Source organism: Pseudomonas sp. H3_E04 (assembly GCF_054668915.1).
Genome location: NZ_CP162797.1, coordinates 771643 through 786904, shown reverse-complemented (window position 1 = coordinate 786904; position 15262 = coordinate 771643). Strand labels below are relative to the sequence as shown.

The following is a 15262-nucleotide window of genomic DNA, read 5'->3' as shown; positions in this document are numbered from 1 at the left end:
CTGGTCGATGTTGTTTACGCCCCTCCAGAATTTCGCGTACGTTGAGCCGCTTTTTTGCGGTCGTCGACGAGCGCCGCTGTACAGCACGAGGAACAAGGGATGTTCGCGCCGGCCAATGAAACCCACTTTGCCCTGACCATCGAAGGGCTTTCCGCTGACTTTCAGGTATTCACCCTGCAAGGCCGGGAAGCCATCAGCCAGCCTTTTGTCTTTGAGGTGGAGCTGGTCAGTGAGCAGCCGTCGCTGGACCTCGAAACCCTGCTGCACAAACCGGCCTTCCTGCAACTGTCGCCTGACGGCAGCGGCATCCATGGCCAGATCTACCGCGCCGCACAAGGCGATTCCGGCAAGCGTCTGACCCGTTATTCGGTGACGCTGCGCCCACAACTGGCGTATCTGGCGCACCGCATCAACCAGCGCATCTTCCAGAACCTCAGCGTGCCGAAGATCATCGGCATGGTGCTGGAAGAGCACGGCATTCAAGGCAACGCCTACGAATTCAAGACCGGCTCGATCTATCCCGAGCGCATCTACTGCGTGCAATACGACGAGTCGGATCTGCACTTCATCCAGCGCCTGTGCGAAGAAGAAGGCATTCATTTCCACTTCCAGCACAGCGCCACGGCGCACAAGCTCGTGTTCGGCGATGACCAGACGGTGTTTCCGAAACTCGCGCCTGTGCCCTATCAGCAAGACTCCGGCATGGTCGCCAGCAACCCGGTGATCAAACGTTTCGACCTGCGCCTGGAAACCCGCACCAGCCGCACCACCCGTCGCGACTACGACTTCGAAAAACCGCGCCTGACCCTGGAAAGCGAAAGCCGTGGCGACGCCCTGCCCGACCTCGAAGACTACGATTACCCGGGCCGCTTCATCGACCGCGAGCGCGGCAAGCACCTGGCCAAACGTGCCCTCGAACGCCATCGCAGTGACTTCCAACTCGCCGAAGGCAAGAGCGATCAGCCATTGCTGGTCAGCGGCCATTTCCTTGCCCTGACCGAACACCCGAAAGCCAAGTGGAACGACCTCTGGCTGCTCACTGAAGTCCTGCACGAAGGCAAGCAGCCGCAAGTGCTCGAGGAGTCGGTGACCAGCGACACCACCGCGCTGAAAGACGATTTCCACCAGGGCTACCGCAACCGCTTCCAGGCCACGCCGTGGGATGTGCCCAACCGCCCGCCGCTGCGCCACCCGAAACCGCGCATCCTCGGCAGCCAGAGCGCAGTGGTCACCGGCCCGAAAGGTGAAGAAATCCACTGCGACGAATACGGCCGGGTCAAAGTCCAGTTCCACTGGGACCGCGAAGGCCAGGCCGACGACAAGACCAGCTGCTGGCTGCGCGTCTCCAGCGCCTGGGCCGGCGCCCAGTACGGCGGCATCGCCATCCCGCGCATCGGCATGGAAGTGCTGGTCACCTTCCTTGAAGGCGACCCCGATCAACCGCTGATCAGCGGCTGCCTGTACCACAAGGAAAACACCGTTCCCTATCCACTGCCGGCGAACAAGACCCGCAGCACCTTTAAAACCCTGAGTTCGATGGGTGGCGGCGGCTACAACGAACTGCGCATCGAAGACAAGAAAGGCCAGGAACAGATCTACCTGCACGCCCAGCGCGACTGGGACGAAAACATCGAGCACGACCAGAAAATCCGCGTCGGCAACGAACGCCACGACACCGTCGAGCAAAACAGCTACAGCGAATTCAAAGCCGAAGAACACCACACCGTCTACGCCGACCGCAAAGTCGAAACCCGCGCCAACGACCACCTCACCGTCGGTGTGAATCAGCACATCAAGATCGGCACGGGCCAGTTTATCGACGCAGGCCAGGAAATCCACCTGAGCAGCGGCATGAAAGTGGTGATGGAAGCCGGCGCCGAACTCACGCTGGTCGGCGGCGGCAGCTTCATCAAGATCGACGCCGGCGGCGTGACCATGAGCGGGCCGGTGATCAACATGAACTCTGGTGGCAGCCCCGGCAGTGGGACTGGTGCTGCGCCGTTGATGCCGGGGCCGTTGAAGCAAGCTGATACGGATAAAGCCGGGCAGTTGCTGGTGCCAGCGCAGCGGCAGGCGTTGATGCAGAAGAAGCCGATTTGTGCGGTGTGCGAAGCCGCCAAACAGGCTGCGCAAAGGGAGTTACAGTAAATGATCGAGCTACCGCCACTTCCGATTGATCTGCCATGGGAAACCCCAGCTTATTTGCTGCTGGATGGCGTCAGTGTTCCAAATCTCGCGCAGCAATTGTTTCAGTGGGATAACCAGGCCTACAGCCTGTATCAGTCCACTCGCTGGCAGGAGTTGTCAGATATTTCGCCCTACCTGATCGAGCTTAAAGGTGCCAGCGATCCGCTCTTGGCGTACTTCAGAGAACATGCGGCTGAGGAGTGGGGTTATCTGCTGTTCAGCGACGCAGATGCGCATTCGTTGTGGGGCCATTGGCGTCACTTGCTGAGCGTGAAGCACCCGAGTGGCATAGAAGTCATGCCCCGTATTGCCGACCCTGCGGTCATGCACCAGCTGTTTGCATTGGCAGAAAAAAAGGGCAGCGCGAAATGGTTCGGACCGGTCAGCCATGTCTGCCTGCCGGACGGAGTTGGCATCAACTGGCATCAACACATTTGCCCCCGACCCGCTATAGCCGAACCCGAGACCTATCGTTTGACGGATGAAGAACTCACTGCGTTGGGCGAAGTAGAATTTCGTAACTTCATATCTGATCTAAATGAGCATTTGCATACGTACTTTGCGGACTTCATAGCGACTTTTGCATCTGAAGATCGTCGGCCCTATGCGCAAGCACTCGCGGATGATGCCTATCAAAAGGGTTTCGCTTCTGAACAGGAAATCACCCTCTATGCGAACGTTTTCGGTTATCTCGCTGGTGAGCCGGTCACTGATCACCCCGACATCGTTCAGCTACTCGCGCAATCGACGTCTGAAGCACCATTGAAACGCGTTGAGCGCGCTGCAGAACTGGCCGAACGCCGTGCCGCCGATCGACAAGGAAGCCAATCGTGACGACTCAACAACCGCCTAAACCCAGCGCCAACACCGCCGCAATGGCCAAGCCGGCGAAAGACACCCGAGTGCCGATGGGTGTGTGCCCGTTGATGAACAAGAAGGTGCAACTGTTGCCTCTGCGCTATGGCCTGGTCCAACATCTCGATCCAGCTGCCGAGGTGTCCATGCCGTACAAAACCAAAAGCCAGCCGCTGGGCATTCGTTTGCTGCGCGATGGGTATCTGTACATCATCAATGGCACCACCGGTTACTTGCACGAATACCGGATCGAGAAAGGCCAGATCACCAAGCTGCTGTGGAACAGTCAGGAAGTATCGGCCGACACTCGGACCAGTTCAGTCGGGGAACCGCATCTGATTTTCACTCGATCTCACACGCTTTACGCCAGTTATTCCGAGATTCAGTGGACAGCTTTCAAATGCTCGCAAGTGCTCAACTCCAAGGATGAGCGCAAACGCTTGATGCAGCAGCTCGAGTTGACAAGCGCCTGCCCTGAAAAGAGTGGCGAGCATTTGCTGAGTAAGCAGCAGGCGGAGAGCTGGCTGGCCGAGGTCAAGGAGGATCAGTCTCGATCCGATGCCAAACCAGAGGGTTCGAATCAGCAGGAAAGCGTGGCTTATCACTGGGAGGATCAGCCACTCTTCAAGCAAACCACCATTGAAAGTCTGACCAGTAACGTGCAAGGCCCGTACAAGAACGACTACCTGTTTCTGGTGCTACGAGACGACATTGGCGTGATGCGTGATCTGGCCAGTGCGCAGTTGAAAGTGGCTGACTGGATTGAACAATGGAGTGCTGATGAACGATGCCAGGCTGAATACCTTACTGGCTCTTACATACAGTCGCTCTACGACGTCAATGGGCCCCGACTTGACGCTCTGAGCAAAACAGACCCTGATATCAAGTCGTTGAAAGATGACACCAACGAAGAGCAGCAGAACAAGATTTATGAGTATCTGAAGGTTCGCCGGGATAACAGAGATCCGGGGATCTATGGAGACGAAGCGCACTGGCGAAAAATGGCTGAAAAGGATCCTTATGCCCGTGCGTATATGGACATGACGGATTCGCTTGGCAATCCGTTATACCGTAAACATCAAGACACCTTGAATAAACTGAGCCTGCAAAGCTGGTACGCCTTGCATGGCAAGGAGCTCGGTCAGCGTGGCGTCGATGACTTGGTTAACCGACCGGAGATGGAGGCATTTCTCCTCAAACAGCAAATACTGCTGAGTCACTGGCACGGACGGTTGAAGAACATTCGTGATGACCGCCTGAAGATGTTTACCAGTGGCTACTTCCACGGAGCCGCCTGGTACTACGATTTCAAGCTCGATGCGCAAATCAAGCATCGTCTGGAGACTGAATTCGTCTGTGTCGCCGCTATGTGTGCTGACCCGAAGGCCGTCGCGAAACTTGCGGCTTACATGGAAGCCAATCTGCTGACCGTCGTACCTGGGCTGGACACGCTGACTCTGGCCGCACAAGTCGACGTAGCAAAAAAACTCGCGGACTTGAGCAGTTTCTCGATCAACGTGATCTCCGCCAAGGAAAACCTGGCCAACGTCAACGTCCTGACCAATCAGTTCCACAGTCTGATGACCGAGCGCCTGCCCAACTACGCCAAACTGAACACCCAGTTCATGGGCATGCAAAGCTTGCTGGACGAGGCCTATAACCCGGCTCGACAGATGAAAATTGCCGATCAGTTGGACAAAGCTCACGTAACCTTCGCGCGTGCACAAACCGTCGACCCCAACAGCTACATTCGCGAAATCGGAGCGCCTGCGCGTTTACAGTTACTGCGAGAGTTTTCCCGGCAAGGGCTGACATTGCGTGCAGCGTCTGCCGCCGAAATCAACGCCTTCAACCTTGCCCGAGATCAGGCGTTGGACCTGCGCGGCCAGCTGAAGGAAACCTACAAGCTGCGCAATCGCGAATTGTCCCGGCAAACCACCGGCTCCGCCATGCCGGGCAGCGAAACGCAGTACAACCAACGAATTGCCCAAATCAAAAATTCGCTGTTACCTTTGGAACAGAGGCTCTGCGACGCGTTGACGGTAGGCGGAGACAGCCCAGCAAAAATCGGCACGGTCATCGATGGTCTGGATCCGCAATTGCGGGCAGAGTTGGGCCGGACCGTACGAGACTTCCGGGCTACAGGGACGTTCAATAAGCCGCTCGCAGGGGTCATGAAGTCGAAGGGGGATGGGATTGCGTTTGCGTTGTTTGTGATTCAGGGACAGAAGTTTATTGAATCGCTGAATACCTTTGTAAAAAAAGAAAATCGTTCACTAAGTGACAAAATAGCTTTCACCGAATCATTCGTAGGTATGACAGCAGCTGGCTTTGCAACAGTTCAAGGCCTTTCAGTAACCATCTTTCAGTCTCATATCGAACAGATGGAAAGCGTTGGAGGTAAACTGAATACAATGAGCCGACTGGGACGATGGACCGGAATCGCGGGATTTTGGGCATTCGTATCAGGTGGCGTAGTTGCATCGCTAGACTTAGGAAAACACTCATTGCAGTGGGGTAAAGCGTTAGCGGAAGGCGATTACAAAGCCTTGGGCGCCACCACACTGCAGATAAGCGGTGACACCATGCTAGTCGGTACCAACACTTGGGCGGCCAAACACACCGGCTCAGTCGTGAAGAACATCATGAAGACACCGACTGAACTACGTGCATTGGCATGGGCTGAAGCCAGCCCTCGACTTTTAGCGATAGGCGCGCGCGCAAATCTAATAGGTTTGATCGCTACCGCCCTGCAATTGGTAGGGGAAGGCCTTTACAACTACTTCAATCTGGACGACCTGCAAAAGTGGATGCGGAGCAGCGCTTGGGGGAACAAGACCGAAAACCGTACCGCACAGGATGAGTGGAACGAATTGGCAAAAGTTGTGCAAAAACCTACCTGCGAAATGATCCGCGATGCCAAAAAGACCTATTTGAAACTGGTAGTTCCTGGTGTGAGCACACAGGAAATGGACACTCGCAAATTACAGTTGAAAGCGTACGAGCAGTATCGCGACACTCCAAAAAATATTGGATATGCGCCAGGTCCGTTCCCGTTAAGGTGGCAGGAACGCTCGTCCGCTTGGGTCACCCGCTTTGTTGTGGTTAGCAAAAGCAACGAGGCATTGACACTCCACCTGCCGATAAGTGACTCGCTACAAACCACCGATTTTGCCTTGGCGCTGAACATCGCCTATCAATTGGAAGCCGAGCGCGACATCATGCACGAAACCTGTTTTGTACTTCGTGACCTGCATATCACTGGCGCATCATATAAACGCACCCCAACGCGAGGTGTCTTTAAGGTAGAGTCCGTAGACACATTGCCGAATGGCATAAATAAATCTCAATTCATTTTGTTCAAACAAGAAGACCTGGCGACTGTCGATGTTTAAGAGCCTTTTGAAGCGCAAAGATAAAATCGTATCGACCGAAGCCGCACCAGATATACGCAGCAAGCGCCCAAACGCGGGGGAAATCCGGAATAGCGGGTTGAATGAAACTCTATTTCTCTCGCCATTGCCCGTTTACACAGGACAGACGCAGTCCTCTCGTAGAAATTTTTCGGAGGTGAATGACACATTCTTAGAGCTAGGTGGGAGTAACTGGGGGACCGTTGAGCAGGGAAAAATATTAGCGGCAGGACTATGGTTCCCCATATTTCTGGCGTTCATAATGCCAAGCCTTGTGATTGCTTACGGAGTGATTTTTTACCCCGAGCACTTTAGTGATCCGTGGCGCGAACTATTCGGTTTTATTCAAGTATCCATAAGTATTTCCCTACTCTCCTTTCTTCCGATAGGCGCTTACGTCTACGGAATGATCTCAAGTGTCTACTCATCCGCAAAAACCTACCCCGTCCGCTTCAACCGCCAACGCCGCGAAGTCTGCTACGTCGACAGCAAAACCCGCCGCGCCCTCATCGTACCTTGGGAAAGCGTAGTCGCCTGGGTCTCCAACACTCAGGGCGTCACCAGTTATGGCGCTACTCGCCAGTACACGTTCGGCATGGGTCTGGAGGATGAGGAGCAGGACAAAGTGCAATTCCTCCTGCTACCACAACCCAGCGATGCACATGCTTTAGGGATGTGGACGTCAATTCGTAATTACATGGAAGACGGTCAGTTGGTAGATGCTCCAAACCCGATGCTCAAGGCACTGGGTTTGACTCCATCCGGTGATCGGCTCAAACCGTACGAAGGCCTACACACTTTCGAGATCGAACGCGAAGACGCACGCGCGATGGGGTCGCTGGACGAGGGTGGTGACGAACTGACGCCCGAGCAGCGCGAGCATTACGGTTACTCGAAAAAATCCTACTGGCCGTTGCGCCGCTGGTACATGTGGCGCGTGCTGAGCTTCTGGAAGATGCCTTACATGCTAGCCGAATGGGCGCATCGCAAAGGGCGGCCTACCCTTCCGGAGCAAGTGCAAACATGGTCTGAGCCGTTGCCACCAGAGCAATGGGCCAAGCCCACCGCTGCATTCGTGAAAGCCAATCAAATGGTCAAGACGGCCATGGACAAAAAAGGCACCACGTTCGTCGAAGCGTGCAAAGCGGCGGGTTTGCATGGATGAAATGTGAGCAACCAAGTTCGTCTATTTCTTTGGATTTTTAACATCTGTTAAAACGTAAAGCCGATTTTTTTCGGTTTATCCGACACCATAAGTCGGAAATCTCGAGTCTGAAAACCCAATGAATACCCGTCAGATAACACTTGCCAATCAATGGACCGCAACCTTTCAAAACATCGGCGAGTTTCGCATGGGCGTCGAGGGCTGGGGCTTGCTTCTACAGGGTCCGGATAACCAGACGATCAAATACTTCGCAGACCAGATTGTTTTAGCGAACGACGAGGATGGCAACCAAGCCAACACTTGCATCCTGCTCTCGGTCGATGGTGTTTACGGCTGTTTGCATACGGCCGTAGACGGCGTCTGGGTGATCGATTTTGCGCGAGGGATGATTGCCCCTCATCGAGTAACGATTCGCCACCATCACGACGCTTACTACGAAAGCCTTGCACTATACGAACAGCCGACCTTCAAACGTGCACGCCAGTACGTCAGTGTTGTCGGAAAACACATCTACCTGACTTTTCCGCTAACCCGAGATGAGGACTTTCCCAAGGTATGGGAAGAATATCTGGCAATCCGCAAGCGCCAACTGGATGAGCTTTACTTCGGAACCTGACAATCGCATGGAGAGGTCCGGCAGTCATCTCCAACCATATACGTCGTCATATTCCCGCAGGTGCCCCCCTCCCAAATTAAGCTTCACCTAAGCTTCCCTCGCTAGCATCCCGGCTCATCAACCTGTCGTCTTGAGCCGTGGATGAGTCCCTCCGACATGAAAGCCTTTGATCTGCCTACCCTGCCGCATTCCAACTTCAGCCTCGTTCTGGTCAATTACAAAACCCCGGACATTACCCGCATGTGTCTGGAGCTGTTGCGCGAGCATGTCCAGGCGCAGGGCATTCCAGTGTGGGTGGTAGACAACGATTCGGCGGATGCCAGCCTTGATTACTTGCGTTCGCTGGACTGGATCAATCTGATTGAGCGGCCGTCGCCGGGCAAGGAAATGGGGCATATTGCCCATGGCAAGGCGCTGGATCTGGCCTTGGCGAAAGTTGAGACCGATTACTTGTTTCTGCTGCACACCGACACCTTTGTCTACGACATGGAAGTGTTCGCGATGATGATGCGCGAATGCACGAAAAGTGCGGACATGGCGGCGGTGGGTTGTGTTGAGCAACTTGATCGTGGGTGGCTGCGAGATACCTGGCGGTTAACTTCGCGATTCTGCAAACATCATGTTCGTCGGCTAAAAGTTCATTTCGGCTTGCGTTCGAAACCGCCACGCCCGTATAAAGAAACGCATCTGAAAAGTTTCTGCACGCTGTGGAATGCGCGTTTGATGAAGTCGCTGGGTTTGCACTTCTGCATGGATCAGGAGGTGCCGGGTTACACGCTTCAGGATCGAATGGTCGGGTTGGGCTATGGCGTCAGGTTTCTCTCGCCGCGGAAGATCTTCCGCTACCTTGATCACATCCAGGCCGGCACCGTCGCGGCGGCAGGCACGTATGGCAAGGATCATCGCCGTACAAAAATGTACCAGCAGACACTCAAGCGCTTACAGGGGCAGCACGGCAAAGCGGGCATGCAAGCTTCCACCTAATCGAAAACAACAAAAAGGGCGACTGCAAAGTCGCCCTTTTTGTTTGCAGAATCTGTATACAACTTTGCAAGTCGTGGAGTTCGCCCAGTGTTACGGCCTGGCAATCCTTGCACCGGTAAAGAGCCCTGACACTGGGCGAACGCCGAGGATTTTAATTCAAACAAGTGGACATGTCGTCATGGGGAAACATGAAATTTTTGAACTGAAAAGTTAAAAACTGTGTTTTACCGATTTTTCTCGAGAATTGTCTTACAAAAAACTTTATATGATTGCTCTCATACATAAAGTTGTACAAGAGCAATAAACTTGTAGAGTTAATACTCAACTATCGTGCTGACTGGTCACTTTCAGGATATCGGTATAAGTGACAATAACGCTTTGCCCTACTTTCAGATCTTTCAACTTGGCCTGAATCTCCGGCTTCTTCACATCGAGCGTCTTCGATTGTCCGGATGGATTTTCGAGGGTGACCTGATTGGTCTTCAAATCGATTTTGCTGATTTTCAGCTGCACCTGAACCTGACGATAGGCTTCGCCGCCAGGGTTATCGCTGCCTGGGGCTTTGCGCAGTTCGCCGGTACGCTCGGTGGTGCCTGGCAGACCTTTATCCACATCTGTATCGAGATAAGCGGCGACAGACCGCTGCACTTCGATCTTCACCAAGTCCCCCACTTTTAGATTGGCGAGGTTTTTCGCTTTGTCGCTGAGCTGAACGTGGACCTGACGTCCCTCAGGGCTTTCCAGCACGACCTGGTGATTGGCCGGGTCGACGGCGAGCACTTTGGTGGTAACGGAATCGGCCTCAACGACGGCGGATAACGGAATGTCGGCAGCTAGTGCGCCGAAACTGGCGGCAGAAAGCAGCGTTGCGAGGGTTATGGCCTTGGCCAGAGCGTCGAGCTTCATATGCATTACTTTCCCTGTGATGAAATGGCGACGCCCGCCACCAAATCGACTTCAGCAGCGGGCGTGCCAGTGAGCATAGACGCTGTTCAGGGCTTGACTTGGGTTTGCGGCCCTCGGGTGTGTGGCTTGGCGGTTTCCTGAGCGGTGGACTCGCCGCTCGGTGTGCCTTTGCCGCTGTCCTGCCGCTGCTTGGGATCGGTCGGGCGCAGGGCGTCGTTATCGCGTTCGGTTTCGCCGGCGGGGCGTGGTTCGTCGGGGTTGTCGTTCTGGTTGATGGTGGTATTCACGGCGGTAGTCCTCAGGCTTCGGGATCGTCGAGTTCGCGGGCGACATTGACCTCGGGTGACTGCTTGTGCAGATCGTCGGCTTTGGCGCGCAACAACTGCCATTGCTCAAGATCGATCGCGCCTTGGCCGAGCAGGTCATCGGCGATGCGCTGTAGATCGAAATAGTGAGCGTCGGGCGATTGCTGCCAAAGAGTCTGATCGTCGAACAGGCGTTGCCAGGTGTTGAGGTCTGGGAGTTGCACGTCGTCGCTCATGAGTGAGTCCGAAAATGGCGGGTTTCTGGGTAGAGCGTATTGGCGGAGGGAGAGTTCCGAGCGGTTTGATCAGTGGTGGCCTTGTTGACGCCATCGCTGGCCAGCCAGCTCCCCCAGGGATTGGGGTTATCCGCTATCCATTAGTATCTTTGAGAAAGCCGTGGCGAGCAGGCTCACGCCTGCAAGAGCAAGATCAAGATCAAAAGATCGCAGCCTTCGGCAGCGCCTACAGTCCCACTTCACCTATAGGTCGAGTGTCAGCTCGCCTGCTTTTGATTTTGACCCACCGGCGACGTCGCAAGGCTGAGTAGAGTGATTGATCCCACAGGGAGACAGCGCCTGTCGTTAATACCCGGTCATTTCCAGATAACCTTGGCCAGGATGGCTGCCATTGATCTTCACCGGCCCTTCCCAGTAGGGAATACGCAAATCCATCCAGGCATTGCGATTGATCGCGTCAACGCTGATGTCCAGCTTCTTGTCGGGAATGCGGATTGACCATTTCACCGGCATCGGCCGATCAGCAACCTTGGCCGTATCCTGCGGCACAAGGCTGATCTGCTCGCTGCGCAATGTCTGAATCTGCCCGTCAGCGGCGATCCAGGTGCCGGTCAGATAAGGTGCGCCGTCCTTCTGCCGCATGCGATAGAGCATCACGTGTTCGCCGCTGTCCAGGTGCAGCGAGAACCAGTCCCAGCCCGTTTGATTGGCCGTGAGTGGTTGGCTGCTCCATTCGCGATCGAGCCACGCCGGGCCGCTGACGGTGTAGGTCTGGCCGTCGATCTGCAGCGTGCCGCTGGCCTGAAAAAACGGTTGGCTGTAGTAGTACGAGGCCTGGCCTTCTTCGGATTTCTGGCTGAAGCCATTGTCGCCCTGCGGCACCAGTGGGCGGCTGGAGTTTAGGCGCAGTTGATAAGCGAAATTCTTGTCACGAGCACTGAGTTGCATGTCGCTCAACGGATCCTGAGCTTGGCTGGCAAACATCCAGTCGTCGATCCACGCCTCGAACGGCGCCAGCCGCACGCCGGCCTGCCCTACTCCGCCCCGGGCGTAGCGCTCGGCGGCGTGGTGCACCGAGCGCGAAGTAACCGCCGCATGGCCAAGCCAGATTGTTTGATTGCCCCACCCGGCTTGCTCGGCAACCGGTGTCAGGGCGCTGCGAAACAGCGTCCATTGCACGCCGAAGTCATTGCCCCGCTGATCCTTGAGATTGGCGGTGACGTACCACCACTCGATGCGAAAACCATCATGTGCACCGTGATCGGCGGGGAAACTGAACACCCGACCGGGCACTACCGGGGTGAACGATTGCGCCTGATCGCCCATGCCGGCAAAGCCCTTGTCCTCGGGTGCAGGCTGATCGCAGCCAGCAAGCAGCAGCACCAGCATCAACACGACGCTGTTAATCCTCATGGGCAAACGTCCTCAGCAAATCCGCCGGCTGCGTGCGATACAACGAATACAGCGGCCATGCCGAAGCCAGTAAAGTCGCGAGCAAAGCCAGGCCCATCAGTTGCAACAACTGCAACGGAAACACCCGCAACGGCAGTCGCCAGCCAAACGCCTGCACGTTGATCACCGCATCCAGGCACCACGCCAAGGCGATGCCCAGCGGCAGCGCCAGCATCAAGGTCAGCACTGCCAGCAGCCACGTCTGGCCGAGGTTGAGCAGCATCAATTGATTGCGCGTCACGCCCAGGGCCCACAGCGGTGCGAGTTGACTGAGACGACTCTGACTTTGCGTCAGCAAGCTGATGAACAGCGCCACGCCAGCCACGGCCAAGGTCAGGCTGTTCAAGGCTGCCGTCGCAGCAAATGTGCGTTCGAAGACTTGCACCGACCAGCCCTTGAGCCGGGCCTGGTCTACGACGCGGTTGTCATCCAGCGCAAAGCGCGCCTGCAAGGCGTTGAGCAGCGCCGGAATCTGCACTGGATCGATACGCAAATTGAAGCGGTTGGGCGTGAGTTGCGGCCAGCCGCGCAACAGGTGCTCGCTGCTGATCAGCACGTGCCCTTTCGGATTGCCGTAGTCGGCGTAGATGCCGACGATGCGCGGCGACCACGTGCCGTTTGGCGTGGGAATGTTCAGATGCTCGCCGGGCTTCAACTTCAGGCGTCGTGCCAGTTGTTCGCTGAGCATCACCGCATCATCCGTGGCCAGTTTGCCCCAAGGATCGCTGCCACTGCTGTCGAGCAACGGCCAATGCTGGCGATAGTGCGGATGGTCGATAATGCCGTAGACATCGGCTGGCCAGCCTTGCAGCGTCACCGAAACCTGCCAGTTGGGCAGCACAGCGCTCACATTCGACTGCTGCTTGAGCCAACTGTGCATCTCGCGGGCCTGCGCCGGGTTGGCCGGGTTGATGTACAGCTCGGCGCTCAGACGTTGTTCGAGCCAGTCGTTGAAGGTCTGGCGAAAACCGGCGGTCATGCTGCCGGCGCCGATGTTGGCCGCGAGCGCCAACAGTAGCGCCATCAGCGCCAGACTCAGGGCTGGCAATTGCTGGCGGCAGTCGGCGAGAAACCATTGGCCGAGCACCGACCGACTGCGCCCGAGCAACGGGTTCAACAACGCGCTGAGCAGCACCGGCAAGGCCAGCGCGGCACCGAGCAACAGCCCGGCCATGAGCACGAAGCCGCTGCTCAGGCTGTCGCCCCAGATCAGCGCCGCCAGCGCAATCGCCAGCAGTGCCATCGCCAGCCAACCCTGCCGGCGCAACCAGCGCGAATATTGTTGATGCCAGGCCTGCGGATCGGCCACCGCCAGCAACGGCAGGCGCGCCGCTCGCAGCAGACTGTTGGCCCCGGCCAGCAACGCGCCGAGCAGGCTCAGACCGACACCGCTGAACCACCACCAGGGACTCAGACGCAACTGCCCCGCCACTTCCGCGCCATACAGACCGCGCAGGCTGGCGGCGACGTCCGGCAGCAGCACGCTGGCCAGCCAATAGCCGCTGATCACACCGAACACCCCACCGATCAGCGCCAGCGCATCCAGTTCAAGCACCAGACACGCGATCAGCATTCGTGCACTGACGCCACAGGCGCGCAATGTGCGCAGCAAGCCCCGACGCTGTTCCAGTGCGAGGCCGATGGCGGCGTGGACGATGAACAAGCCGACGAGAAACGACAGAAATCCAAGGGCATCGAGATTGAGGTGAAAGCTCTCGGTCAACCGCTCCAGATTGTTTTCTTCGCCGCTGCTTTTGAGCTGCAAGCGGTCGTTGAAACTGGCCGGTAATTCCTGATGAAAATCTTTGGGCAACAACAGCCGTGACAATTGCTCGGGTTGGTCGAGCAGTCTTTGCGCTACGCCGATGTCGACCAGTAACAGGCCCGGCGCCATGTCCTTCTGCGCGAGCAGCGGCGGCAGGGTTTGGCCGTTCGCGGTTTGCGCTGTATCACCTTCGCGCAAGCCGAGCATTTGCAGGGTGTCCGGAGAAATCCAGGTGCTGCCCGGCGGGCTGAAAAATTCGACGATGCGCTCGATCGGCATCGCCTGCCCGGCCACTGCGGAATCCGTCGGCAGCGACACCGGCTCGATGCCCATCACCTGAATGCGCTGGTCTTCGTGGCCCTTGAGCGTTAGCCGTCCCTGCAACACCGGCGACACCGGCCAGCCCTGACGGCGCAATTCGATAAACCAGCGCTGTGGAAACAGTGCCCCATTCGGCGTGCTCAGGCTGGCTTGCGGTGCGCCGCCGATCATCTGGCTGGCCCGCGCGTAGCTGTCGCGCGCCTGACTGTTCAGCGCCTCGACGCCAGTGAGCAGACTGGTGGCCAGCCACAGCCCGGTCAGCACACTGAAAAACTGCACGGGATGGCGCCGCCAGTGGCTGAGCAGCGCGCGCAAGGTTTGCCGCCAGATCATCAGGCGACCCGCCCGTTCGACAACACCACACGCTGGGCCAATCGCGCCGCCACGCGCTGGCTGTGGGTGACCATCAGCAGGGTCGTCGGCGTGTCATCGAGCAATTCCAGCAACAGCCGCAGCACTTCATCACTGGTCGTTTCATCGAGGCTGCCGGTGGGTTCATCGGCCAACAGCAATTTCGGCTGCGAGGCCAATGCCCGACCCAATGCGACCCGCTGCTGCTGGCCGCCGGAAAGTTGCTCGGGATACCGCGAGAGCAGATCGCCCAGACCCAGACGCTGCACCAGATGTGCCTGCCAGCGCGGCTCATGGCGCCCGGCCAGGCGCGCCTGAAAGGCCAGATTGTCCTCCACCCGCAAACTGCCGATCAGGTTGAACTGCTGAAACACCAGACCGATTTCCGTGCGCCGCCAGTTCGCCAGATGCGCTTCGCTCATGGCTTCCAGGCGATGTTCGCCGCTGCGAATACTGCCGCTGTCGACCTTGTCCAGCCCCGCCACCAAATGCAGCAGCGTGCTTTTGCCACTGCCCGATTCGCCCATCAGCGCGAGGCTGCCGCCGGCCTCCAGCGTCAGGTCGACGCCTTGTAGCACCGGCAACAATCCCTGCGGAGTGGCATAGCTTTTGAAAACGTCGCGAACCTCAAGCATGGGCAAACCCGATCAGTGAACCTGGGCCTAGGATAGCGGCCCTGAATGGTTTTTGTCCGCTGGTGATCCGT

12 protein-coding genes are annotated in these 15262 nt (G+C 57.0%); 6 read left to right on the top strand and 6 right to left on the bottom strand.

Annotated elements, in window-relative coordinates:
- Positions 1-99: 99 nt before the first annotated feature.
- From AB4N53_RS03575 to AB4N53_RS03550, 6 genes are all read left to right on the top strand, one after another.
- Positions 100-2148: a type VI secretion system Vgr family protein gene (locus tag AB4N53_RS03575; protein WP_460118219.1), complete on the top strand. Its 2049-nt coding sequence runs from the start codon at positions 100-102 to the stop codon at positions 2146-2148.
- Positions 2149-3021, top strand: coding sequence for a DUF4123 domain-containing protein (locus tag AB4N53_RS03570; RefSeq protein WP_460118217.1), 873 nt, complete (start codon positions 2149-2151; stop codon positions 3019-3021).
- Complete coding sequence (locus AB4N53_RS03565) at positions 3018-6437, top strand: toxin VasX (protein WP_460118215.1); 3420 nt, start codon at positions 3018-3020, stop codon at positions 6435-6437. Before AB4N53_RS03570 ends, AB4N53_RS03565 begins: the two co-directional genes overlap by 4 nt.
- The gene (locus AB4N53_RS03560; RefSeq protein ID WP_460118213.1) at positions 6430-7620 is read left to right on the top strand and encodes a hypothetical protein; all 1191 of its coding nucleotides are present in this window, start codon (positions 6430-6432) and stop codon (positions 7618-7620) included. Before AB4N53_RS03565 ends, AB4N53_RS03560 begins: the two co-directional genes overlap by 8 nt.
- Positions 7621-7738: 118 nt before the next feature.
- A complete protein-coding gene (locus AB4N53_RS03555; RefSeq protein WP_460118211.1) occupies positions 7739-8236 on the top strand; it encodes a hypothetical protein in 498 nt (165 codons plus the stop codon).
- 156 nt (positions 8237-8392) lie between these two features.
- Positions 8393-9220 carry a glycosyltransferase family 2 protein gene (locus tag AB4N53_RS03550; RefSeq protein WP_460125299.1) on the top strand — a complete coding sequence of 276 codons (828 nt, stop codon included), beginning with the start codon at positions 8393-8395 and terminating at the stop codon, positions 9218-9220.
- 321 nt (positions 9221-9541) lie between these two features.
- Here AB4N53_RS03550 and AB4N53_RS03545 read toward each other — a convergent pair whose 3' ends face one another.
- From AB4N53_RS03545 to AB4N53_RS03520, 6 genes are all read right to left on the bottom strand, one after another.
- Positions 9542-10126 carry a hypothetical protein gene (locus AB4N53_RS03545; protein ID WP_460118209.1) on the bottom strand — a complete coding sequence of 195 codons (585 nt, stop codon included), beginning with the start codon at positions 10124-10126 and terminating at the stop codon, positions 9542-9544.
- Between the two features lie 86 nt (positions 10127-10212).
- Positions 10213-10413: a hypothetical protein gene (locus AB4N53_RS03540; RefSeq protein ID WP_073474315.1), complete on the bottom strand. Its 201-nt coding sequence runs from the start codon at positions 10411-10413 to the stop codon at positions 10213-10215.
- A gap of 11 nt (positions 10414-10424) precedes the next feature.
- Positions 10425-10667: a hypothetical protein gene (locus AB4N53_RS03535; protein ID WP_016774112.1), complete on the bottom strand. Its 243-nt coding sequence runs from the start codon at positions 10665-10667 to the stop codon at positions 10425-10427.
- Positions 10668-11012: 345 nt separating this feature from the next.
- The gene (locus AB4N53_RS03530) at positions 11013-12080 is read right to left on the bottom strand and encodes a lipocalin-like domain-containing protein (RefSeq protein WP_460118206.1); all 1068 of its coding nucleotides are present in this window, start codon (positions 12078-12080) and stop codon (positions 11013-11015) included.
- Positions 12070-14538, bottom strand: a complete 2469-nt coding sequence (locus tag AB4N53_RS03525) for an ABC transporter permease (protein WP_460118204.1) — start codon at positions 14536-14538, stop codon at positions 12070-12072. The genes AB4N53_RS03530 and AB4N53_RS03525 overlap by 11 nt, the downstream gene beginning before the upstream one ends.
- Positions 14538-15191 (bottom strand): ABC transporter ATP-binding protein, encoded by a 654-nt coding sequence (locus tag AB4N53_RS03520; RefSeq protein ID WP_460118202.1) that lies wholly within the window; start codon positions 15189-15191, stop codon positions 14538-14540. The genes AB4N53_RS03525 and AB4N53_RS03520 overlap by 1 nt, the downstream gene beginning before the upstream one ends.
- Between the last annotated feature and the right edge of the window lie 71 nt (positions 15192-15262).

Bases quoted from the DNA above. Each gene is read 5' to 3' on its own strand.
- AB4N53_RS03575 (WP_460118219.1), top strand. From the start codon at position 100: ATGTTCGCGCCGGCCAATGAAACCCACTTTGCCCTGACCATCGAAGGG.
- AB4N53_RS03570 (WP_460118217.1), top strand. From the start codon at position 2,149: ATGATCGAGCTACCGCCACTTCCGATTGATCTGCCATGGGAAACCCCA.
- AB4N53_RS03560 (WP_460118213.1), top strand. From the start codon at position 6,430: ATGTTTAAGAGCCTTTTGAAGCGCAAAGATAAAATCGTATCGACCGAA.
- AB4N53_RS03555 (WP_460118211.1), top strand. From the start codon at position 7,739: ATGAATACCCGTCAGATAACACTTGCCAATCAATGGACCGCAACCTTT.
- AB4N53_RS03550 (WP_460125299.1), top strand. From the start codon at position 8,393: ATGAAAGCCTTTGATCTGCCTACCCTGCCGCATTCCAACTTCAGCCTC.
- AB4N53_RS03545 (WP_460118209.1), bottom strand. From the start codon at position 10,126: ATGAAGCTCGACGCTCTGGCCAAGGCCATAACCCTCGCAACGCTGCTT.
- AB4N53_RS03535 (WP_016774112.1), bottom strand. From the start codon at position 10,667: ATGAGCGACGACGTGCAACTCCCAGACCTCAACACCTGGCAACGCCTG.
- AB4N53_RS03530 (WP_460118206.1), bottom strand. From the start codon at position 12,080: ATGAGGATTAACAGCGTCGTGTTGATGCTGGTGCTGCTGCTTGCTGGC.
- AB4N53_RS03525 (WP_460118204.1), bottom strand. From the start codon at position 14,538: ATGATCTGGCGGCAAACCTTGCGCGCGCTGCTCAGCCACTGGCGGCGC.
- AB4N53_RS03520 (WP_460118202.1), bottom strand. From the start codon at position 15,191: ATGCTTGAGGTTCGCGACGTTTTCAAAAGCTATGCCACTCCGCAGGGA.